Raw genomic sequence first — 21,568 nt, 5'->3', positions numbered from 1 at the left:
GAAACCGACACAGGTGGTCAGGTAGAGTATACCAAGGCGCTTGAGAGAACTATGTTGAAGGAACTCGGCAAATTGCACGCGTAACTTCGGAAGAAGCGTGACCCCATTATACGCAAGTGTATTGGGGTGGCACAGACCAGGGGGTAGCGACTGTTTATCAAAAACACAGGGCTCTGCGAAGTCGATAAGACGACGTATAGGGTCTGACGCCTGCCCGGTGCTGGAAGGTTAAGAGGAGAGGTGCAAGCTTTGAATCGAAGCCCCAGTAAACGGCGGCCGTAACTATAACGGTCCTAAGGTAGCGAAATTCCTTGTCGGGTAAGTTCCGACCTGCACGAATGGCGTAACGACTTCCCCGCTGTCTCCAACATAGACTCAGTGAAATTGAATTCCCCGTGAAGATGCGGGGTTCCTGCGGTCAGACGGAAAGACCCCGTGCACCTTTACTATAGCTTTACACTGGCATTCGTGTCGGCATGTGTAGGATAGGTGGTAGGCTTTGAAGCGGGGACGCCAGTTCTCGTGGAGCCATCCTTGAAATACCACCCTTATCGTCATGGATGTCTAACCGCGGTCCGTTATCCGGATCCGGGACAGTGTATGGTGGGTAGTTTGACTGGGGCGGTCGCCTCCGAAAGAGTAACGGAGGCGCGCGATGGTGGGCTCAGACCGGTCGGAAATCGGTCGTCGAGTGCAATGGCATAAGCCCGCCTGACTGCGAGACTGACAAGTCGAGCAGAGACGAAAGTCGGTCATAGTGATCCGGTGGTCCCGCGTGGAAGGGCCATCGCTCAACGGATAAAAGGTACGCCGGGGATAACAGGCTGATGACCCCCAAGAGTCCATATCGACGGGGTTGTTTGGCACCTCGATGTCGGCTCATCGCATCCTGGGGCTGGAGCAGGTCCCAAGGGTTTGGCTGTTCGCCAATTAAAGCGGTACGTGAGCTGGGTTCAGAACGTCGTGAGACAGTTCGGTCCCTATCTGCCGTGGGTGTAGGAATATTGACAGGATCTGTCCCTAGTACGAGAGGACCGGGATGGACATATCTCTGGTGGACCTGTTGTCGTGCCAACGGCATAGCAGGGTAGCTATATATGGAAGGGATAACCGCTGAAGGCATCTAAGCGGGAAACCCACCTGAAAACGAGTATTCCCTATCAGGGCCGTGGAAGACGACCACGTTGATAGGAGGCGTGTGGACGTGCGGTAACGCATGAAGCTTAGCCTTACTAATAGCCCGATTGGCTTGATCGTTCTCATTGAAAATGCTCATCAGTGCTGCCCTGCAGCACAGATGATGCCATCTGTTTTGTCCTCACGCTGTCGCAAGCAAAGCTTGCTGCGGCTTAAGGACGGCGCGCCAAACGATTGGCGACGGCCGCTGGCCTGTAGGGGTGGCACACTCAAACAGGTCAAAGACAGAAAGAGACAAAACAAATAACGTGTTCAAATCAAAAACGAAGGCTCATACCTTCACCAGCTTCTCAATCACATTGCCCTTAGCCGACCTGGTGGTTATGGCGGGGCGGCCGCACCCGTTCCCATTCCGAACACGGCCGTGAAACGCCCCAGCGCCAATGGTACTTCGTCTTAAGACGCGGGAGAGTAGGTCGCTGCCAGGTCTGCTAAAGGCAATCAAAATCTTCTCAACACAAACTTCGGCCCAAGCCGACAGACAAGGGCCGCTGACAACGCGGCCTTTTTGCTGCAAAATAATCTAGAAGCGTCATACCAAAAATGCGACGCACAGGCCAAGAGCAGCCCTGTCCACCAAAGGACACCAAAAGTGGCCAAAGGCAGGACAAAACAATAAACAACCGGGCATGCGCCACGGACACAGAAACAACATAGTCTGGCAAATAACCAGACAATGCTCAAACATAACGCGGGGTGGAGCAGCCCGGTAGCTCGTCAGGCTCATAACCTGAAGGCCGCAGGTTCAAATCCTGCCCCCGCAACCAACAATCCAAACACAACAACACACACAAAAGCCCCAACAAGGGGCTTTTTGCGTTTCCAAACCAACGCTACACAAAGACGATCNACCAGACAATGCTCAAACATAACGCGGGGTGGAGCAGCCCGGTAGCTCGTCAGGCTCATAACCTGAAGGCCGCAGGTTCAAATCCTGCCCCCGCAACCATCTCTAATTGCGATCTAGCATCGCGCACATCAGCCGCCCCAACCGGGCGGTTTTTTTGCGTTTGCAAGTTCTGACCAGAGCAGGTCCCCGCAACCATCTCTAATTGCGAAGAGCCCGCCCTTGTGGCGGGCTTTTTCGTGTTCAGGGATATGGCCAATATGCCAGCGAGGTCCCCACGAACGTCGATCAGAAGCTCGTCTTCGACGGGCGTTAGAATGATCTCTTGCACCAGCGACCGGATAATGTCGGACGCTGTCATCCGCTTGGCCTCCGAATCCTCTTGCAAGGCGTCGTACAGGTCCGCGACCTGAAGGCGATAGTAGGTTGCCATGTTTGGATGCAGGAGGGGCGGAGGTTCATCCGCTTCTGCTAGAAACTGCTCCATTTCCTTTTTTCGGCGCTCAAGGCTCACCATCTTCTCATTGAGCCGATCGGCGGCTCCGCCCTTTAGGATCAGGTTCAGAAGGGTGTCCAGTTCCCGGTCGATCTTTTTGATTTCTGCTTCGGCCGAATCGATCGATGCACGTCCCTCCATGCGCAGCCGGTTCATCTCGCGGGTGAACTCGTCACAAAATTCCTTAAATAGGGCCGGGTCCATCAAATGGTGGCGAAGGGAGCTGAGCACGCGGGCCTCGAGCCGGTCACGGCGAATGTTCTTGCGATTGTCGCAGGTTCCCTTGTTCCTCGCTGTCGAGCAGCCGACCAGATCCGCTGAGATCATCGAGTAGCCGCCACCGCAGCGGGCACATTTCGTTAGGCCGGAAAAGAGGTATTTCGGTCGCCGGCGTTCACGGAAATGGTTCTCGACTGCCCCGCCATCGCCTCTCGTGTGCTTAATGGCGGCTTGGCGGCTCTTTGCCGCGTTCCACAGGTCCTCGTCGAGGATGCGGAGTTCGGGCACTTCTTGAATAATCCATTCGGATTCGGGGTTTGGCCGCGCTTGGCGCTTGCCAGTGTCCGGGTCCTTGATAAACCGCTGACGGTTCCAGACCAGTTTGCCAATGTACATCTCGTTGTTGAGAATGCCGTTGCCGCGCTTGGCATTGCCATTGATGGTGCTGAAGCCCCAATCTCCACCACCCGGCGCAGCGATGGCGTCCTTGTTCAACTCGACAGCAATGCGCTTTGGCGACTTGCCGGTGTTGTAGTCCCTGAAGATGCGACGGATGACGTCGGCTTCAATCTCGTTGATGGTCCGGTCCCCGCGTACTGGCTCGCCGTTGCCGTCCAGCTTCTTGACGACATCGTAACCGTAGCAGTTTCCTCCACCGGACTTACCGGCTTCTACACGGCCGCGCTGTCCGCGGCGCGTTTTGTCGGCAAGGTCTTTGAGGAACAGCGCATTCATCGTGCCCTTGAGGCCGACATGCAAATGAGTGATCTCTCCCTCGGAAAGGGTGACGATTTTCACGTCGGAATAGGTCATGCGCTTGAAGATGCCCGCAATGTCCTCTTGATCGCGAGACAGCCGGTCCATTGCCTCGGCAAGGATGATATCGAACCGGCCACGATTGGCATCGGTGATCAGTCCCTGGATGCCGGGGCGGAGCAGGGAGGCGCCGGACACTGCGTGATCGGTATATTCCTCGACAATATGCCAACCATGCTTTTCAGCATGGAGGCGACATACGCGCAGCTGGTCGGCGATGGATGCGTCCCGCTGGTTGTCCGATGAATAGCGAGCGTAGACAGCGACTTTCACGATGCAACCTCCTGAGATTTGATCAGGAGCGCGCTGTGTGGCGCTTCTCCCGCTCCTGCTCGTAGAGCTCGGTCGCAGCACGACGTGCGAGAAGGCGAACCATATCGACCAGGCGCGGATCTGGGCCAGCGCCCATGCGTAGGAGAGTGAGCTCGGGTTGCCCGAACTCCTTCTGCTCCTTCCGCTTGGTCTTTGTATCCCGTGCCATATTCGCGCTCATCCTGTGGGTCGCAGAACGACAATGGCGCGAAAATCTCTCTGTTTACAGAGAAGTAGACGGCGGAAAATGACCTTGAAACGGTTGATAAATCGGGCAATGGCGTAATCCTGCGAAGCATAGCGTCGCGCAAATACTGGCGCGAAAAAGTGCAGCTATAGGCTCACAGGGATAATGAGCGTCATCGTGCACACGACGACGCTCCAGCCATATCTTTGTTGCCAATTGTAGCTGGGAGTAGCCAGTTTCTCAAGGCCTGATTGACGTTTAGCGTGTCGCACTCTTTTGTGCTGGATGTTTCGGCGCATCGAACGAGAGTTGCGCAACTGACGAGTATGATGAGTGCGTTAGGAGACGCCCCATCCCGTTCCGGGGGCGGGACGGGATGGGGCCAACCGTCCGGATGGGGCGGTCCGGACGATATAAGCTTTCACGGATTAACACCGTGAGCGACAGCATGGGCGGCGTGGGTTGCGTAAGCGCATAACCTTCTTCAGATGCTCTGCTAGAAACTCCTCACCGAAGCTAGTCCGTCTCGGGATACGATTCGTATATCGCTCGAACTCCTTCGAATATTTTGGCTCGTTCCTCTGGATCCCAGCTATAGAATCCAATTATTTCAGTGAAATAGAAGCCTGATAATGCGAGGTATGCCATAAGAGCGGAACGTGGGCGCGCTCCCGATGCCATCTTCTGGAGATCAGAGAGCATCACATCTTGAATCTTCTTCCCTAATTTGCCGCTACGGGAAACGGATACTCTCATCACCATCGCCATGGCGTGCCTGGCCTCTTCATCGATTTTTTCCGCATCCCTGATCCGCCCAAACAGTTCTGGATTGGGCGCAGAACCAGCTGCCATTATCTCCAGAGCCTGCCGCTCGAATTTCTGGTTGATCCGGCGATCGATCAGCGCTTCAAGAAGAGCGGTCTTCGACTTGTGATCATAAAGTACGGTGGATTTGCTCACTCCGGCCTTCTGGGCTACCGCAGATATTGACAAGCCGGCGGTACCTAGTTCCACCAGTACACACTCGGCTGCATCGAGAATCTCATCCCTCATGATTCTACGATGCCGGCCCACATTACTCTCCAGTTTGTCACTCGGATCACTACAAGTGATCAACTGATGAAGCTTGCGTCTCCAGTACAGCCGGAGAACGTCGGCTTCTCATTAACGATCGGAATTGTCTCAATTCTTTGGCTTTAATTCTGAGGTGCATGGTAGTCGTCGCTCTTCCTCCTGAATGCCAAAGCATAGAGCGCGGGTATCAAAAACAGGGTGATCAATGTCCCGAGCGCCAAGCCGCCCATCATGACGGCCGCCATCGGCCGCCATAGAGGCCCGCCGAACATGAAGAGGGGTATTAGACCGGCGATACAGACCATCTTGGTCATCAGGATCGGACGGAGCCGAACTTCTGCGGCATGGCCCACCGCATCCAGCAGCTCGCGCCCGGATCTGCGTTCTTCGGCTATCCTGTCGAGCATCAGCACTGCATTGTTGACGATGATGCCCATGAGGGCGAGGAAACCAATCGTCGCCGTATAGCTCATCGGCTCGCCGGATATCAAAACACCAAGGGTGCCGCCAATTAAAACAAACGGCATGGATGCGATTACAATCAGCGCCTTCCTTGTGCTGCCGAACTGCCAAAGGAACAATAGAAACATGGCGATCAATGCCAGAGGAGCATATCCATAGAGCCCTGCATTGGTCTTTTGATTTTCCTCGATTTCCCCTCCGAACGCGACTTTGTGGCCCGGGGGGAGATGGAGTTCGGCCAATATCGGTTGGGCAGCGGCCATCAAGGCCGATGCATTCATAGTCTCGTGCCGCGCAGAGACCTCGATCGTCGGCAACAAATCGCGCCGGCTGACCACTGACTGCTGATGGCTTAGGTCAATTGTTGCCACTGCCCCTAGGGGAATACCAGCCTTGCTGCCCCCAACCGGGAGGGAGGCCAGTCGATCAATCGAAAGACGATCTCCCTGATCGCCGCGCACGAAAACGGGTATGTTTGAGTTGCCTTCACGGATTGTCGTCGCGTAGACCCCGCTCTGGGCACCGTTGACGGCTTCAAAGACCTCGTTATTGGATAGGCCGGCAGCAGCGACACGTTGTTGATCAACGCTAATTGACAGGCGTAGTTGGGGGGCTTCCATGTTGGTATCAACACGGGCCATCCCGGCTATCTGGTGAAGCTGTTCTGAAAGCTTTTGTGCGGCATTCTGCAGCGCGGTTCGATCAGCCCCTTCGAGACGAAACACAGCTGTTCCCGCCTCCGTAGCGCCGAGAGAAAAACGTTTTGGATCAAACTTTCCCTCGGGGAAATGCTCCTTCAAACTACTTTTTATTTGGGCGACAAGAGCATCAGGGTCGGCGTGATCCGCAATGTTGACGACTGCATAGGCTCTATTTGGCGCAGGCTTTGGAGGGTTGAGGCCGAGGATAAACCGAGGTCCACCGTCAGCGACATAAACGACATGGCTAGTGACTTGCGGAAACTCGTTTTTATCGGCCAAAGTTTGTGACAGACGCTGCGCCGTTTGCATCGTTTGAGCAGTTCCGATTCCAGGGGAGAACTCAATCGGAACCTGGATCTGCTTACGCTGAGAAAACGGAAAAAGTTCGGGCGGAATAGATTGGGAAACAACCCCGGCTATCACCAGCAGCGTGACCATTGTTGTAACAACAAGCCATGGCCAAACAACAATCTTGGTAACTATCCAATGATAGCCGCGGTTGATGCGGCTCATAATCGCACCTTCACTCTCATGCCCGTGCGTTTTTTTGATGAAGCGCGGCGCAAGCAACGGAATGACTGTAACACCGAGCACCAACGAAACGATGAGTGTTATCGCAAGGACAATCGCCAGGCTACGCATGTATTCCCCGGTCTCGGTCTGCCCGGCTACCAACGGTATGAATGCGAAAATAATAGCGAGCGACGATACCAGAAGAGGGACGAACATAGTCTCACCGGCCATGCGGGCCGCTTCAAAACGCGGTTCGCCTTCGGCGACGCGCCTTTCATAGTCCTCAACGACGACGATGCCGTTGTCGACAAAGATGCCGAGAGCAATGATGATGGCGGCGATGGAGATCTGATGCAGTTCGATCCCGATTGCTTGCATGATGAGGAGAGTGACAAGAACCGTCATCGGAACGATAGCGCCTGTTACAAGGCCGCTGCGCCATCCCAGGAACAGCACGACGACGCCCAGAACCACCACGACAGTTTCGAGGAAGACTTTCCCAACCTTCTGGAGTTCATCCGAGACGACTTCAGCCTGATTGGTAATTGCACTAACTTCCAATCCGGCCGGTAGCGACGAACGGACTTCGTTCAATTTCTCGTCCAAGCCTTCGGAAAAGCTTATCACGTTGAGGCCATTCAGCATCGAAATGCCGAGAACCACAGACGGCTGGCCGTTGAAGAATGCTCCGCCTTGTGGTGGATCCTGAGGGGTCTGTCGGATTGTTGCGATCGAGCCAAGCAACACGGTGGATCCATTCCCTGTTGAGATTGGGAAGGACGCCAGCTCGCTTACTCTGATGGGGTGGTCGCCAGACTGGACAGCGATCGACATCCCGCCTTGCGATATCTCGCCGGTTAGCAATCGCTGATCGCGACTGGCAAGGGCGCGCGTGACATTGGCGACGCCAATGCCGGCGTCACGAAGGCGGGCTGGATCGAGATCGATATAGGCGATATCGCGTCTCACTCCGTGAAGGGAAACGGTTGCAACACCTTTCACGCTTTGCAACTGATTGCGGATGTGCTTTGCCCATATCTCCAACTGGCCTGTGGTGTAACCTTCGCCAGTCAATGCAAGTGTCCTGACCGCGACCCGGCCAAAATCGCCGTTAAGACGCAGCCCGGTCGTGCCTGCGGGCAGTTCTCCTTGCGCGTCAGCGAGGCGCGCCCGGACCTGTTGCCAGATCTCGGGTACAACCTCGGCCGCGACATTTTCGTGCAGGAAAACATAGATAAGCACACTGCCCGGACGAATCTGGGTCTCGATCAGGCGTACCTCGCTCTGTCCTCGGATCGCTTCTTCAATTGGACGTGCGAGGCTGCTTTCGAGGCGATCAGCCGTTTCGCCGGGCAGATATGCTTCGACGGTCGCGACCCGGAGGGTGACGGTTGGTTCTTCCGTTGCAGGAAAATCAAGGAGTGCGATGAAGCCGACTATGCAAGCCAGAACGGCTGTGACCAGAACAAAGCGCGGACGTGAAAAAGCAGCGCCGGTCAAAGAAAATGGAAGTGATTTCATGTCGGCGTGCCTCACAAACCGGGAGTGACAATCTTGACGGATTGCCCATCTCGAAGGAACGCGCCGCCGGCTGCTACGACGGACGCACCGACAGGAAATGGAGCCGATATACGAGCGTCAGCTCCCTCCAGGCCGCGAAGCCTAACGGCAGTACGTTCGATCTGGCCGCCGTCTTTGATGAGGTAGACATAACTTGAGCCGCCGCCATCGAGGTTTATCGCCGTAGCAGGTACTCGCTTGATGGTTTGATCGCCCACATCACCGGCAATACTGACCTGCACGATAGCGCCGGGCAAAACGCCGCCGGTCTTCACTTCCAGTCTGACCCGCACGACGCCGCCGCTCTCCACTTTCGGCGAAACCGAAAGAATGACCGCTTCACCCTCGGTGGAGCCAGCCGTGTAACGGGCGCTCTGACCCGACTTGAGTTGGGCCGCCAGTGCCTGCGGTGCAGTGGCTGCGATGACCCGGCCGCTTTCATTTTCGATTGAGAACAGTACCTGCCCCGGAGCGACAACCGCACCGACCTCAGCCGTGCGTGTCGAAATCCGGCCGGCGCTTGACGCTCGAACAATAAAAAGGTCGGCTTCGTTCTTGGCAAAGGAGACCGCCGCTCGTGCGGAATCCAGAGCGGCTTGAGTTGCAGTGGCCTCAGCGACAGCGGCAGAACGCCCTGCCTCTGAAGCGGAGCCCTTGGCAGCCAGAGTGCTGATCCGCTGTGCAGCCGCCGCTCGGTCAATGGAGAGCGCCTCCACCCTCCGTAGTTCTTCCTCAGCCTGTCGGATCCTCAGTTTCGCGGAGGTGTCATCGATCATGGCGAGTATGTGACCCGCGTCTACCGCATCACCGACATTGCCATTGAGCTGGACGATGCGGCCGCCTTGGGCGGCGCTGGCCTGCAGCGGCTCCTTCGACTCTACGACGCCGGTAATCACTTCAGATGTGCCAAGATCCTTGCTGGCGACCGCGGCAGATACGAATGCGGACCCGCCGGTGCCAGTGGTGGATTTTTCTTCACCTTTGCACCCAGCAAGTGTCACTGCCAGCGCCACGGTGATGCCCGATAATAGGATCCGAACCTTCGATTTCGCTATGTCAGCGTGCCCGGAAGACGTCGTAGATCGCATGAGATTCCCATTCATCAACAAAGATTAAAACCTCAAAACCTTGAACGTCTCGGGTCAGTTCACGCACGGCGCCAGAAGCGTTCAGTGGGGACCGGAAGCCCCGAAGCGTCAGTCGCAGTGAGCCGTCGAGAACCACCATTCTCGATACGCATTTCCAGAAGATACCATCTGGATGGTTTGATGGCAATAGGTGGTGACGTGCCGTGTGCTGATGGCAAGAGAAACCACAAACATCGCTTGGCGGGGCGCTGTTGGAGATACCGCGGCAACATCTCTCGCGGTCATTCAGCATGTTTCAGTAGTAGTTTTGTATCCACACGTAGAGCGTTCAAGATACGTGCCGACGGGGCAGTGACGCCGTGTAGAGTGGAAAGACAGTGTCCCGCCTTAAGTCCGCCCTTGCAGCGTATATTAGCTCGCGTGGCTCCGGCTCGCGGAGTGCCTATAAGGCCGAAGAGGAGTGGGGATGGATAAAAATATCTACTATTGTTCGATGATTATCGTTGTGAAATCGTATTTTTCGCTACTCAGTAACCGCGCTTATAGCGTCGTTCGCTCGACTGCTATCCGACAGAATCTTTGCCAAACTGAGCATTCGACGAAGGGCAGGATTATCGTTGCTGGGCGACCAGACAGCGTAGAAGGAAAATTTCTCTCCAATAAGCGGACGGAACACGACACCGGGGAAGTGTGCTGCGACCATCGCTTCGGTGGTTATTGTAAGGCTTTCGGCGCTGGCCACGACTTGCATTAGAGTGTCTCGATAAACGGCGTGGCGCTCGATGTTCGGACTGTATCCCTGTTCAGCGAGATTCTTTACAAGATACTCTTGAATTTTAGAGCCCGACTGGGCCTCACTGATGACGAAACTTTGGTGTAAAAGATCGCCCCATCGCAGTTTGTCTTCTTTGGTCAGCTGATGGTTCGCTGACATTGCCACATAGACCTGCTCGTTCCAGAGATGCACCTCATCACAGTCCTCAGTATGGGAACCGCCGACCAGGAATGCTAAGTCGATTTGGTGCTGCTTGATTGCCGAAACATGCGCGTTCGTATCTCCTTCGACATATTCAATTCTCACCCCTATATGCTCGGCGGCGTAGGCTCTCAGCAACTCGGAAATGAAACCCGATGCCATTGAGGATATCAGACCAATTCGCACGACGCCGGACTGGCCTTGGCCAATCGTTCCAACATCCAGGGTGGCCTGGGTGAGTTGGTTCACAGCGTTTCGTGCCCGTTGCAGGAAACGTTCTCCAGCATGGGTAAGGGTGAGCCGTTGCTTTCCGCGGATAAACAGAGCTGTTCCGATGGAGTCCTCTAAATCTCGAATGCGCCGGCTGACCGTTGACGGCTCCACTGCAAGGATCTGGGCCGCACGGCGAAAACTATGATGATCTGCTGCGGCGATGACATAACGCAAATGCCGCAACTCGAATTTCAATAAAGAGGCGTTTGATTGTGAGATGATCACTTTCCTCCGATGATCTGTCCTGCCAGAACGAATGGGCTGGATAGCGTCGCCCCGACGGCGTTGAATACGAACGCTCCGGTATGTCTGAGACCGGGATCTGCCCGGTACGCGTCGGCGTCAGAAAATCCCCGATAGCGGGCGACGATGGCAAACAGTCCGCCGTGTTTGAAGGCGTCGTCTGTCGGCAGGTCAGTGATATCGACAACCTGTATGCCGGCCGCCCGAACCGCTGCCTGAACATCAGGTGCGTTAACATCCATCCGGCCCACCCGGTGTCGCTCGCTGGATAGAAACTCAGAGACCCGAAGGGCGACGTCATCGCGTGACACGAGGATCGTCATCGGCGGTGAAAGTTGTCCGATTGCGGTTATCTGTGCTGTGAACACATCTACATCAATGTCTGGTGCCGCGAGGATTACCTGGAGACGACGTATTGTGGCATTGTTCCCACTGATGCGAAGCTGACGCAGAGCCTCGACGGTTAGCCATGCCCCCATGCTGTGGCCCATCACCGTAATCGGTCCAGCCGTGCGGGTGCGAGCAAGGCTGGTCATGAGTTGAGTCAATTGGTCGCGCGAATAGGTGGCTGCATCCTTGTCGGTGACGTAGCCATCCACCGTTGCCTCCGATGGCCAGGCGAACAGAACCGGAGTTGCGTCCGGGTCTGCATCGAAAGCCACCTGGGCCGTTCTGAAGACGGATTGGGTGAAGTTGGTGTTGAAGCCGTGAATGAAAAGGCCGACGGTCGGCGGTTTGCCGTTGCGCTTGCGGGAAATCTCATTTTCGAAAGCAACGGGGTCGAGAAGCTGTTGTTCTACCGTCACGAAATCGGTTTTCGGATTGGGTCGTGATTTCGGCCATTCGACATTCCCGGCCTTGTGGCCGGGAGGAATCGATATCTTGTATCGGAGATAGCTGACCTGACGGGATCGGCCAGATGTGAAGGCACCGGTTTCGTCCCGTTCCCTGGTGGTGGCGACATAGACCGTCACGATCCGGGCACCTTCGACACTATTAACAGTGTTGAGCAGCAATTCTGGCCCCGGCTTTCCGGCACAGCCCGTCAAAATCATCACGAGCGCGAACACGAAGGCGATATGTGCGTGCGATGCGCCGAGAGATATCCGTCTTCTCGAAACGCAATTGGCAAATGCGTAACAAGCCCGGAGTGCTGGTCCGCGGTCGAAGCTCCTTATCCGAACAGGAAACGGCAGGGTGAAACTCATCGCAGGAACTGCCTGAAGCGATGGAACGCCAGGATGAACAGCACGGTGCCGATCACGAGAAGCGCCAGAAACGGCTTCCAGACCACGTCAAATCCGGCGCCCCGAAAAAGGATTGCTGCGCCTACTTCGACGAAGTGTGTGGTGGGTGCCGCCAGCATGATGGTTTGCACGAACTCTGGCATGCTTTCCCGCGGCGTCATGCTGCCCGAGAGCATTTGCAGCGGGACCAGTACCAGCACAAGAAGCATGCCGAACTGCGGCATGCTGCGCGCAACAGTGGCCATGAATATGCCCACGGCAGTCGTCGCAAACAGATAGACTGCCGTGCCCACGAGGAACAATGGGACTGAGCCCTGCACCGGCATGTGCAAAACACCGTGCACGACGAAGGTCAAACAGAACGTCACGGCGACGAGCACGACCGCGCCCATCGACCAGATTTTCGCCAGCATGATCTCGGATGGGGTGACCGGCATTACGAGCAAATGCTCGATGGTGCCGTGCTCTTGCTCACGGATCAGCGCAGCCCCGGTCAGGACGATCGACAGCAAAATGACGCTGTCCATCATTTCCATCAATCCACCGAACCATGATTTCTCAAGGGAGGGGTTGAACCGCGTACGCAAAGCGAGATCGACGGGTAGGGTATCCTTGGTGCCATATCGCTGCACGAAGGTGTCAATCTCATTCATGACGATCTGTTGTACGTAGCCGTTGCCGCTGAACGCCTGCGTCATGCGGGTCGCATCGACGTTGAGTTGGATCTGGGGCGAGCGACCGGCCAGCACATCGCTTTGAAAATTGGGTGGAATGTCGAGCACAAACGTGAAGCGGCCCTTGTCCATCCCCTTGTCCATTTCCTCGAGTGAAATCAGCTGTGGCGGACTGAAGTTTGGGGGGTAGAAGGCCGACACGATGCGCTGAGATAACGGCGAGCCATCCTCATCGACGATTGCGATGGGAGCGTTCTGGAGCGTTTCCGGCATCGAGGTTGCGGTGGTGTGCACCAGGGATGTGAAGGTGTAGACGATCAGCAGGAGCATCAGCGGGTCGCGCCAGAGGCTCCAGAGCTCCTTGACACCGAGACGGAAAATGTTGGCGAGGCGGCGCTTCATCGTCTCAGCGCTCCTGTTTCTTCAGAAGTGCAATCGCTACGCCAACGATCACCGGTGCTGAGAGCAATAGTGGCAGCAGGGTGTCATACAAATCCGGCATCGCCAGGCCCTTGCTGAACACGCCGCGACTGATGGTGAACATGTGGGTGGCTGGATAGATCTCACCAAACAGGCGGCCCGAGCCTTCCAGCGATGACACGGGGTCGAGAAGGCCGGCATAGCGCATGGCGGGTATCAGCGTGCCAATCATCGTGATGAACATCGCTGCGACCTGGCTCTTTGTGATCGCTGAGGCCAGGAGGCCCATCCCGGTCGCGCTGATGCTGAAGACAAGTGCTGCCAGCAGGAGAGGCCAAAAACTACCGGTCATCTGAACATCAAAGACAGTCACCGCGAGCAATGTCATAAGAAAGAAGTTGATCAGCGCCAGCACGACATAGGGCATTTGCTTGCCGAGCATGAACTCGGTGCGGGTTACGGGGGTGACATAAAGATTGATAATTGACCCCATCTCCTTTTCACGCACGACAGCCAGTGCGGTCAGCATTGCCGGCAGCATCAGGAGCAGGAGGGGGACGACGACCGGAACCATTGCGGGCAGGCTGCGGACGTCGGGATTGTACCGGAAGCGCGTCTCAATGACTGCATTGCCTTTTGGGGCGGTGCCCGTGCGATCGGTTATCTGCTGAGCCAGCCATTGGAAATGGATTCCCTGAACATAGCCCTGCACGGTTTCGGCGCGCATCGGCATTGCCCCGTCGATCCAGGCGCCGATCTGCACGTTTCGCCCACGCATGACGTCGCGCGCAAAGCCTGGTGGAATCTCTATTGCCAAGGTCAATTCACCGCTGCGCATGCGCGCGTCGAGATCGTCGTAGTCAATGATGGGTGGTTGCTCTTTGAAGTAACGCGAGCCAGTCAGGTTCAGGCTATAATTCTGACTGAGCGTGGTCTGATCGCGATCGAGAACCGCGTAACGGAGCTTCTCAACATCAAGACTGATCCCGTATCCGATGACAAACATCAGCAGCAGCGAGCCCGCAAGTGCCATCGTTGCGCGGATTGGATCGCGGCGCAGTTCCAGCGCCTCACGCCACATATAGCTGGCCATGCGTTGAAAGCTGAAGAACCGTTGCACCGGTGCATGTTCCATCCGCTGCTGCGACGTATCGGGCGTCTGAGGGGTGCCCGGTCCCGGCTCAGCCGCGCCGCCGCCCGCTTCGATCAGATAGCCGATGAAAGCATCTTCAAGGTTTTGCGCCTGACGTTTTTCGACCAGTTTCGCCGGTACGTCGCTATCGAGCACCTTGCCGGCGTGCATCATCGACATACGGTCGCAACGCTCGGCTTCATTCATGAAATGTGTCGAGATGAATATCGTAACCTTGTCGCGCCGCGACAGTTCGATCAGCAGCCGCCAGAAATTGTCGCGTGCTACAGGATCGACGCCGGATGTCGGCTCGTCGAGGATCAGCAACTCGGGCCTATGCACCATGGCGACAGCCAGCGACAGGCGCTGGCGGATCCCGAGAGGAAGGCTGTCAGGCAGACTGTCGAGCGCTTCCTGCAAACTAAAGCGTTCTGCCATCTCCTGGCATCGGGATGGAATTTCGGCTTCAGGCACATGGAAAAGCCGCGCATGCAGAACCAGGTTCTGCTGCACCGTCAATTCGCGGTAGAGCGAGAACGCCTGCGACATGTAGCCAACCTGTCGCCGGATATCGATATTGCTCGGATCGACCGGTTTGCCGAACAATGAAATCCGTCCTTCGCTGGCGGGCAGAAGGCCGGTCAGCATCTTCATCGTGGTGGACTTGCCGCAACCGTTGGATCCAAGGAAACCGAAGATCTCGCCCCGACGAATACGAAATGAGACATGGTCGACAGCGACGAAGTCGCCGAAACGCATGGTCAGGCCTTCAGCTTCAATTGCTATGTCGTCATCGCTGGCGTGGAGCGGCGGGATCTCCACCGGCGCATACCCGCTCTTTTTCTCGTCCGGAAGCATTGCGATGAACGCCTGTTCCAGATTTTGGCTATGTGTGCGTTCCAGCAATTCGATCGGTGTGCCGGTCGCGAGCACCCGACCAGCATCCATGGTCACGAGCCAGTCGAAGCGTTGAGCTTCGTCCATGTAGGCGGTGGCCACAATCACGCTCATATCGGAACGATCCAGACGGATGCGCCCGATCAGGTCCCAGAACTGGGCCCGCGCTAACGGATCGACTCCCGTGGTCGGTTCGTCAAGGATCAACAGGTCGGGGTCATGGATCAATGCGCAGCACAGACCGAGTTTCTGCTTCATGCCCCCCGAAAGCTTTCCGGCAGGGCGCGACAGGAATCCGTCCAGTCCCGTACTGCGGGTGAGATTATCAATGCGTCGGCGTCGTTCAGCGGCGTTGTGGCCAAAAAGCCTTGCAAAAAATTGCAAGTTCTCCTCGACCGAAAGCGTGGGATAAAGGTTCTTGCCCAATCCCTGAGGCATATAGGCAATGCGCGGGCACACTGCGTTACGGTGGTGCTTGCTACGCATATCGCCACCCAGCACCTCAACGGTCCCATCCTGGACGGCGCGCGCACCCGATATCAGCGAAAGCAGGCTGGACTTGCCGACGCCGTCAGGACCTATCAGACCGATCATCCCGCCTGCGGGGACGTCGAGTGTAATGCTGTCGAGGGCAAGCGTCTTGCCATAGCGCAAGCTGACGTCACTCAAGCTGGCAACCGTGCCGGCAGGTTCCCAGGCACCCGAGATCAAGGGTGAAGGGCTATTCATTTAACGAGGTTCCGGCTCAAGTTTTCCGGCCAGGCGGTCGCAGGATCAGTGCGGATGTAGGCTACGCCGGGAAGGCCGGTTTTGACGTGCTGAACATATCGGCGAAGCAGTTCCTGCGAGACTTTCGCCTTGATGCGGAACATCAGTTTCTGACGTTCCTCCGTCGTCTCGACGGTTTTTGGTGTAAATTGGGCGACGTCCGCGATGAAGCTGACCGTGGCAGGTATGGTGTATTCAGGCGCGGCATCCAGAACCAGCAGAACATCCGATCCGATGGCGATACGGCCTGCCGGGACGGTCGGCAGGAAGAAAGTCATGTAGACATCGCCGAGATCGACAAGATTGATGACCTTGCCACCAGGAGACAGGATTTCTCCGGGCTGTGCGATGCGATACTGGATGCGTCCGTCGCGAGGCGATCTGAGGGTGCCGTCGTCGATATCCGCTTCGATACTCTCAATCTCCGCCCGCGCCGCATCAACAGCAGCGCTGGCATCGACAATCATTGCTCTGGCTGCACTGATAGCGGCGTTCGAGGCTCCGACAGACGCCTCGGCTGCAGCAACTGCGGCGCGGGCGTTTTGCGCCCTGGCGCGATCGTCATCAAGGACCTGTTGCGACGTTGTGTTGGTTCGCATCAACTGCTCGCTGCGAGCGAGCCGCCCTTCCGCCGCGCCAAGCTCGGATTCACGTTGAGAAACGACGGCTAATGCCGCTTTTTTCTCAGCCTCCCTTTGGTCAAGGGTGCTTTTCGCTGTGTCTATACTTATAACGGCCCGCTGCAAGGCCGCTTCAGCTTGCCGGCGTCTTGCCTGAAGCTGAAGCGTGTCCATGTTGGCGAGCACATGTCCTTCGGTGACGTAGTCGCCTTCGTTGACAAGGATTTCCTTGATGCGGCCCCCTGCTTTGGCCGACACATCAACCTCGGTCGCTTCAATGCGACCGTTACCTCTCGCTATGCCATCTGGAAGCCCGGAGCTGCCATATATTGTCCATGCATAGTAACCGGCGGCAACAACAGAAATGCCGGCGATAATAAGAAGCCCGTTCCGCATGAAATTCAAAATATCGCCCTCCAAGGCTTTTCTCATCTGTCTGTGGGACCTGCTTGAGGTTCCCACAGTGTAAGTGTCATTATTCTTGCCCCAGACTGCCGCCCAATTCGTCGGAAGGCTTTCGAGTGCGTCATCAACCTGCATCGGCGCGCCGCACAAAAACGGCTCCCCTTGCATGCGCGAGCTCTCAGGAAAAGACGTCGGAGACGTATCGCCCCTGTTCCCGCTCGATCACGTCGGCCCAGACGTGCGCCTCGTCCTCGCTCGCCCCCGAGGCTTCGCGATAGGTCTTGATGAGCGTATCGCGTACGGCAGGAGCCATTTGCTTGCCGTCTCCGCAGACGAAGACGGTCGCCCCTTCCTGAAACAGTTTTGCGATGCGGGCACGCTCGGACCACACCCGATGCTGGACGAACGATACGTCGCCCTCAGGCCGAGCCGAGAAGGCAGGCAGTACGGTGACGACGCCATCGCGTTCCCAGGCGGCCAGTTCGTCGCGATAGAGAAAATCCACATCCGGGTGATCGACGCCGAAGAACAGGAGCGCGGGGCCAACCTTCCTTCCATTGGACTTCTGTATCGACCGCTCCTGAAGAAAGCCCCGAAACGGCGCTATCCCGGATCCCGCGCAGATCAACACGATGGGCTTAGATGTGTCTGTGGGGGGATGGAAACGGGAGTTTGACGGACGCACGGCGATGGAAACCCGGTCGCCTGGCGCGCGAGACGCCATGTAGCTGGAGGCCACGCCCCGATGACGACCCATACCGGACAGTGCCGGCGCGTCCACGACTGAGATGGTAAGTGTGACGTGCTGAGGGTTCCAGAGCGGCGATGACGAAATCGAATATTGCCGTATCGTCATGGGTGGCAGCATCTGCAACCATTCCGCAAAGCCAAGCGCGCACGAGGCGAAACGGTCCAGCAGATCCAGCACACTCAATCGCCGTGGGAGAACCTCCTCGTCGTAGCGCACCGCCGCCAGCAACTGAAGCTCGGCCTGCTCCGGTGGGCATTTGGTCGATATCGCAAGCGTGCGGACCTGCGCTTTTGTTGCAGGCGTTGACAGTTCGACATAGTTGGACAGGAGATCGCCGCAACTGATCGGGTGTCCAGCAGGCAGCCCTCGTGACGCGGCTTGGCTGCTGATTGTCACCATCACATCGGATGCAAGACCGAACCGCCGCAGCGCCCTGTCGACAAGGTCATCGGAATTGCGTGGGAGAACAGCCAGATAATCGCCCGCCCGGTACGTCACTCCCACCGGCAGCTTGAGCTCAATATGGCGCTTCGACCGCGCATCCGGTGAATGCAAGCTCACCAATTCCCGGTTTTCGACAACAATCCCTTGCCGCAGGTCCACAAGTCGAAGCAGTGCCTCACGCCTGCCCTTTATAAACTCCAGCTCAAGAGGCGAAGCGGTCTCGAGTGCAATTGCTTCCTTGCCGAACGCTACCGCAAGCGCAGACCACATTCCGGCGGACCATTCATCGAAGCTTCCGAAGAAATCCCCGCCGGAATCGCCTTCACCCCGTTCCCACACACGCTGTGCCCCTGCTTTTTCCAGCGCGGCATCGACACGCTTCGGAATGGCCTGCCAAGTGCGGGCCCATTGCTTGTTGCCGCAACCGAACACGGCAAAACGCAAGTCCCGCAGGCTGTCTGTGGGGCAGCTTTCGATTGCGGGTACGAACTGACGCGCATTGTCCGGCGGCTGACCTTCATATGAAGCTGTGACGACAATCACTGCTCCATTGCGAGGAATGTCATCGGCGAAACGATCCATGGGGGCCAGGGTCGGCGCGAATCCATGCGCGCGCGCTTCAGCGGCAATCCTGTTCGCCAAAGCCTCGGCTGAGCCCGCATTGCTGCCATAGAGAACCTTGAGCTGCGTCAGGCTTTCATCGTCGGCAATTGCAGGTGAGCATTCCGACGTTGTGGCGCCAGAGCTCGTCGCGACGATCGTCGCGCGCACGAGTTGGTCGGCAGGACGTCGAATGCGCGCCTTGATCCTGAGATTTTCCGGCTTGAGCGTCAGGCTTTCATGGATCTTGAGTTTGTAGGAAGGGTCTTCGAAACTAAAATCGAACCTCTGCAGCATCATCGACAGGACGAGCTGTGCTTCCTGCATCGCAAACGATCGGCCGATGCAGGCACGTTGGCCATTGCCGAATGGCTTCCAGGCATTGGCCAACAGCTTGTCGGCGTTTTCCGGAGCGAAGCGTTCCGGGCGGAACGCTTCAGGTTCGTCCCATGCCTTTGGATCCCGGTGTAGCGACGGCCCGAGGACCATCACCGTGTCGTCTGTCGTCACCGGATAGCGCCCCCCAAGGGTGGTGTCCTTCAAAGGCTTGACGGAATAGGCGGCGGCTGTCGGCCAAAGCCGCAGACTTTCCATCAGCAACTGTTCGATATAGCGGAGCTGGGCAAGATGCTCGATGCGGGGCATCTCGTCGCCCAGAACGTCATCGACGATAGCGCGAGCCTTCTGAAGCCCTTCGGGGTTACGCAGCAGAAGATAGGTCGCGAAGGACAGGAGCCCGCTGGTCGTTTCATGACCGGCGACGAGGAGGGTCACCATCTGATAGGCGATGTTCTCCTCCGAGAGCCTATCGCCGGTCTCGGGATCCGCCATGTTCAGCATGCGGCTGAGAAGGTCGTTCCGTTCAGCCGCATCGGGGTCGGCCTTACGGTCGGCCACGATTTTCTGGGCGACGGAATGCAGTGTCTCGGCGTCCTTGCGAAATTGCCGCGACTTGCTGAACATCAGAGCGGTCAGGAATTCGGGACGCATGGCTCTTTGGCCAGCCTCGGTCAGAGCGCCCGTCATTGCGCCCACGAAAGGATGCAATTCGTTCTGATAGAAACTGTTGAAACGATAGTTGAATCCGCACAGCGCAATCGTGTCGAGGGTCAGACGCGTCATGTTGTCGGCGACGTCGATGCCGACCTCGGGTCCGAAACGCTCCCAGCGGAGAAACATCTGATTGGCGATGTCCTGCATTTCGCCGAACATCGAGCGCACCCCGATCGGGCCGAGAGCCGGCATGAGGATGCGGTGCGCCTTTCCCCAATTCGGCTCTTCGGTATAGGCGGTGAACAAGCCATCGCGAGCGATGGGGCGCAATTGCTCAAGGGAAACATCGACGCGCTTGGTGAAGCGGCTCTCGTCGCTCAACTCATCAACGAGTTCCTGTGAACTGACGAGATGAAATACCTGATCGAAAACGCGTAGCCGGAAAAACGGACCATAGGTCTCGGCCAGCTTCATCATGCTCTGCACAGGAGCATTGACATCCATGTCAAACAGATTGCCGACAATGGGTCTGGTTGGTGGCTGAGGAATGCTGGCAGAAGAGGTCACGGCTACCTCACTTGCGACGCGTCATTGCGTTCAGTTCAGCGAGGAGTTCCTGGCGACGGTCCTGCAATTGTTTTGGGCCGTCTATCAACTCGACGAACCATAGTCCGTCCGCGGCAAGACGGACGATCACGGCCAGGAGCGCAGAGTCGGTATCTTCATGCTGACGATAGCGCTGTTCGAGCCAGTCACGCCACCGATCGCGCATGTTGGCCTCGGCAAAAAGCGCGGCGTAGAGCGTGTTGGTGCCGCCCGCTTCGGAAGCCTTGCGCGAAAAAACATCCAGGTAAGCGCGGGAAAACCGCCCCGTCGGTTCAGGATCATTCGCCATGACCTCGGCGATATGGTCATTCATCTGCCGCAAAAGTTCGTCGCACAAAGCCTCCAGCAGAGCATTCTTGTTGGGGAAATGATGCAACAGCCCGCCTTTGGTAACGCCTGCCTCGCGAGCAAGCAGATCGAGCGTCAGATGCGCCGTACCCTTGTCGGCCAATACTTGCGCCGTGACGTCGAGCAATTGCTGTCGCACAAGTTCGGGCTGCTTCTTGCGGTGATATCCTGTCGTCATTTTCGAATGGTATCCTTTGAGGGGGCGAGCTGCCGTTCTGACGGATTTGGGGCTGGCCCTGGCATTGTCAGTGGGTCACAGCCTTGGAGAACACATTCACCACGACGACACCACCCACGATCATCGCCAGCCCCAGCACAGCCGGGAGATCAAGCTTCTGCTTGAAGACGACAAGGCCGACGATCGAGATGAGCACGATCCCCAATCCGCTCCAGATCGCATAAGCGATTCCAACGGGAATGGTGCGCAGCGCCAGGGACAGAAAGTAAAAGGCGCTGAGATAACTCACGGCCATGACGATTGTCGGGACAGTGCGGGTAAACTGCTGTGATGCCTGCAAGGCCGAAGTACCGACGACTTCCAACGCGATCGCGATGCCAAGGGCAATGTAAGTTGTAAATAGAGACATGTTCAGGCTTCCATCCTTCGATCTGCCAGATAAGGCACATGATGCCAGGGAAGCGAGAACGCCACCCAATTACACAAACATACCATCTGGATGGTTGCCTGTAAAGAATGGT

The 21,568-nt window shown here is 56.9% G+C and carries 13 protein-coding genes, 2 tRNA genes and 2 rRNA genes (1 of these 17 running past the window's edge); 4 read left to right on the top strand and 13 right to left on the bottom strand.

Annotated features, from left to right (window positions below; translation table 11 throughout):
- From ASD54_RS18240 to ASD54_RS18225, 4 genes are all read left to right on the top strand, one after another.
- Positions 1–1,257: ribosomal RNA gene (locus ASD54_RS18240) — 23S ribosomal RNA — on the top strand (it extends 1,547 nt beyond the left edge of the window).
- A gap of 253 nt (positions 1,258–1,510) precedes the next feature.
- Positions 1,511–1,625 (top strand): 5S ribosomal RNA (rrf, locus tag ASD54_RS18235).
- Between the two features lie 262 nt (positions 1,626–1,887).
- Positions 1,888–1,964: transfer RNA gene (locus tag ASD54_RS18230), tRNA-Met, on the top strand.
- Positions 1,965–2,069: 105 nt separating this feature from the next.
- Positions 2,070–2,146: transfer RNA gene (locus ASD54_RS18225), tRNA-Met, on the top strand.
- Here the strand turns inward: ASD54_RS18225 and ASD54_RS18220 are convergent.
- From ASD54_RS18220 to ASD54_RS18160, 13 genes are all read right to left on the bottom strand, one after another.
- A complete protein-coding gene (locus ASD54_RS18220; protein ID WP_082546393.1) occupies positions 2,103–3,848 on the bottom strand; it encodes a recombinase family protein in 1,746 nt (581 codons plus the stop codon). The two genes, ASD54_RS18225 and ASD54_RS18220, sit on opposite strands and share 44 nt — an antisense overlap.
- A 22-nt stretch (positions 3,849–3,870) precedes the next feature.
- Positions 3,871–4,056, bottom strand: coding sequence for a hypothetical protein (locus tag ASD54_RS18215; RefSeq protein WP_062425056.1), 186 nt, complete (start codon positions 4,054–4,056; stop codon positions 3,871–3,873).
- A gap of 534 nt (positions 4,057–4,590) precedes the next feature.
- Entirely contained in the window at positions 4,591–5,127 is a 537-nt protein-coding gene (locus ASD54_RS18210) for a TetR/AcrR family transcriptional regulator (RefSeq protein WP_082546390.1), read from the bottom strand.
- Between the two features lie 143 nt (positions 5,128–5,270).
- A complete protein-coding gene (locus ASD54_RS18205; protein ID WP_062425054.1) occupies positions 5,271–8,345 on the bottom strand; it encodes an efflux RND transporter permease subunit in 3,075 nt (1,024 codons plus the stop codon).
- 11 nt (positions 8,346–8,356) lie between these two features.
- Complete coding sequence (locus tag ASD54_RS18200; RefSeq protein ID WP_162248430.1) at positions 8,357–9,472, bottom strand: efflux RND transporter periplasmic adaptor subunit; 1,116 nt, start codon at positions 9,470–9,472, stop codon at positions 8,357–8,359.
- A 523-nt stretch (positions 9,473–9,995) separates the two neighbouring features.
- Positions 9,996–10,946, bottom strand: a complete 951-nt coding sequence (locus ASD54_RS18195) for a LysR family transcriptional regulator (RefSeq protein WP_062425052.1) — start codon at positions 10,944–10,946, stop codon at positions 9,996–9,998.
- Entirely contained in the window at positions 10,943–11,980 is a 1,038-nt protein-coding gene (locus tag ASD54_RS18190; protein WP_225244831.1) for an alpha/beta fold hydrolase, read from the bottom strand. The genes ASD54_RS18195 and ASD54_RS18190 overlap by 4 nt, the downstream gene beginning before the upstream one ends.
- A 188-nt stretch (positions 11,981–12,168) precedes the next feature.
- Entirely contained in the window at positions 12,169–13,287 is a 1,119-nt protein-coding gene (locus tag ASD54_RS18185) for an ABC transporter permease (RefSeq protein WP_062425051.1), read from the bottom strand.
- A 4-nt stretch (positions 13,288–13,291) separates the two neighbouring features.
- Entirely contained in the window at positions 13,292–16,063 is a 2,772-nt protein-coding gene (gene rbbA / locus ASD54_RS18180; RefSeq protein WP_156379280.1) for a ribosome-associated ATPase/putative transporter RbbA, read from the bottom strand.
- Positions 16,060–17,118 carry an HlyD family efflux transporter periplasmic adaptor subunit gene (locus ASD54_RS18175; RefSeq protein ID WP_062425064.1) on the bottom strand — a complete coding sequence of 353 codons (1,059 nt, stop codon included), beginning with the start codon at positions 17,116–17,118 and terminating at the stop codon, positions 16,060–16,062. Before ASD54_RS18175 ends, rbbA begins: the two co-directional genes overlap by 4 nt.
- 187 nt (positions 17,119–17,305) lie before the next feature.
- Entirely contained in the window at positions 17,306–20,482 is a 3,177-nt protein-coding gene (locus tag ASD54_RS18170) for a cytochrome P450 (protein ID WP_062425050.1), read from the bottom strand.
- A gap of 7 nt (positions 20,483–20,489) precedes the next feature.
- Positions 20,490–21,047 carry a TetR/AcrR family transcriptional regulator gene (locus ASD54_RS18165; protein WP_062425049.1) on the bottom strand — a complete coding sequence of 186 codons (558 nt, stop codon included), beginning with the start codon at positions 21,045–21,047 and terminating at the stop codon, positions 20,490–20,492.
- Between the two features lie 67 nt (positions 21,048–21,114).
- Entirely contained in the window at positions 21,115–21,456 is a 342-nt protein-coding gene (locus ASD54_RS18160) for a multidrug efflux SMR transporter (RefSeq protein ID WP_062425048.1), read from the bottom strand.
- Positions 21,457–21,568 lie beyond the last annotated feature (112 nt).

Origin of the sequence: Rhizobium sp. Root149 (genome assembly GCF_001427345.1) — a bacterium.
Classification (GTDB): domain Bacteria; phylum Pseudomonadota; class Alphaproteobacteria; order Rhizobiales; family Rhizobiaceae; genus Neorhizobium; species Neorhizobium rhizoryzae.
This window is presented reverse-complemented; position numbering and strand designations above follow the sequence as displayed.

What these genes read in the sequence shown, in the direction of transcription:
- ASD54_RS18215 (WP_062425056.1), bottom strand. Translation starts at nt 4,056, where the DNA reads ATGGCACGGGATACAAAGACCAAGCGGAAGGAGCAGAAGGAGTTCGGG.
- ASD54_RS18210 (WP_082546390.1), bottom strand. Translation starts at nt 5,127, where the DNA reads ATGAGGGATGAGATTCTCGATGCAGCCGAGTGTGTACTGGTGGAACTA.
- ASD54_RS18205 (WP_062425054.1), bottom strand. Translation starts at nt 8,345, where the DNA reads ATGAAATCACTTCCATTTTCTTTGACCGGCGCTGCTTTTTCACGTCCG.
- ASD54_RS18200 (WP_162248430.1), bottom strand. Translation starts at nt 9,472, where the DNA reads ATGCGATCTACGACGTCTTCCGGGCACGCTGACATAGCGAAATCGAAG.
- ASD54_RS18185 (WP_062425051.1), bottom strand. Translation starts at nt 13,287, where the DNA reads ATGAAGCGCCGCCTCGCCAACATTTTCCGTCTCGGTGTCAAGGAGCTC.
- rbbA (WP_156379280.1), bottom strand. Translation starts at nt 16,063, where the DNA reads ATGAATAGCCCTTCACCCTTGATCTCGGGTGCCTGGGAACCTGCCGGC.
- ASD54_RS18175 (WP_062425064.1), bottom strand. Translation starts at nt 17,118, where the DNA reads ATGCGGAACGGGCTTCTTATTATCGCCGGCATTTCTGTTGTTGCCGCC.
- ASD54_RS18165 (WP_062425049.1), bottom strand. Translation starts at nt 21,047, where the DNA reads ATGACGACAGGATATCACCGCAAGAAGCAGCCCGAACTTGTGCGACAG.
- ASD54_RS18160 (WP_062425048.1), bottom strand. Translation starts at nt 21,456, where the DNA reads ATGTCTCTATTTACAACTTACATTGCCCTTGGCATCGCGATCGCGTTG.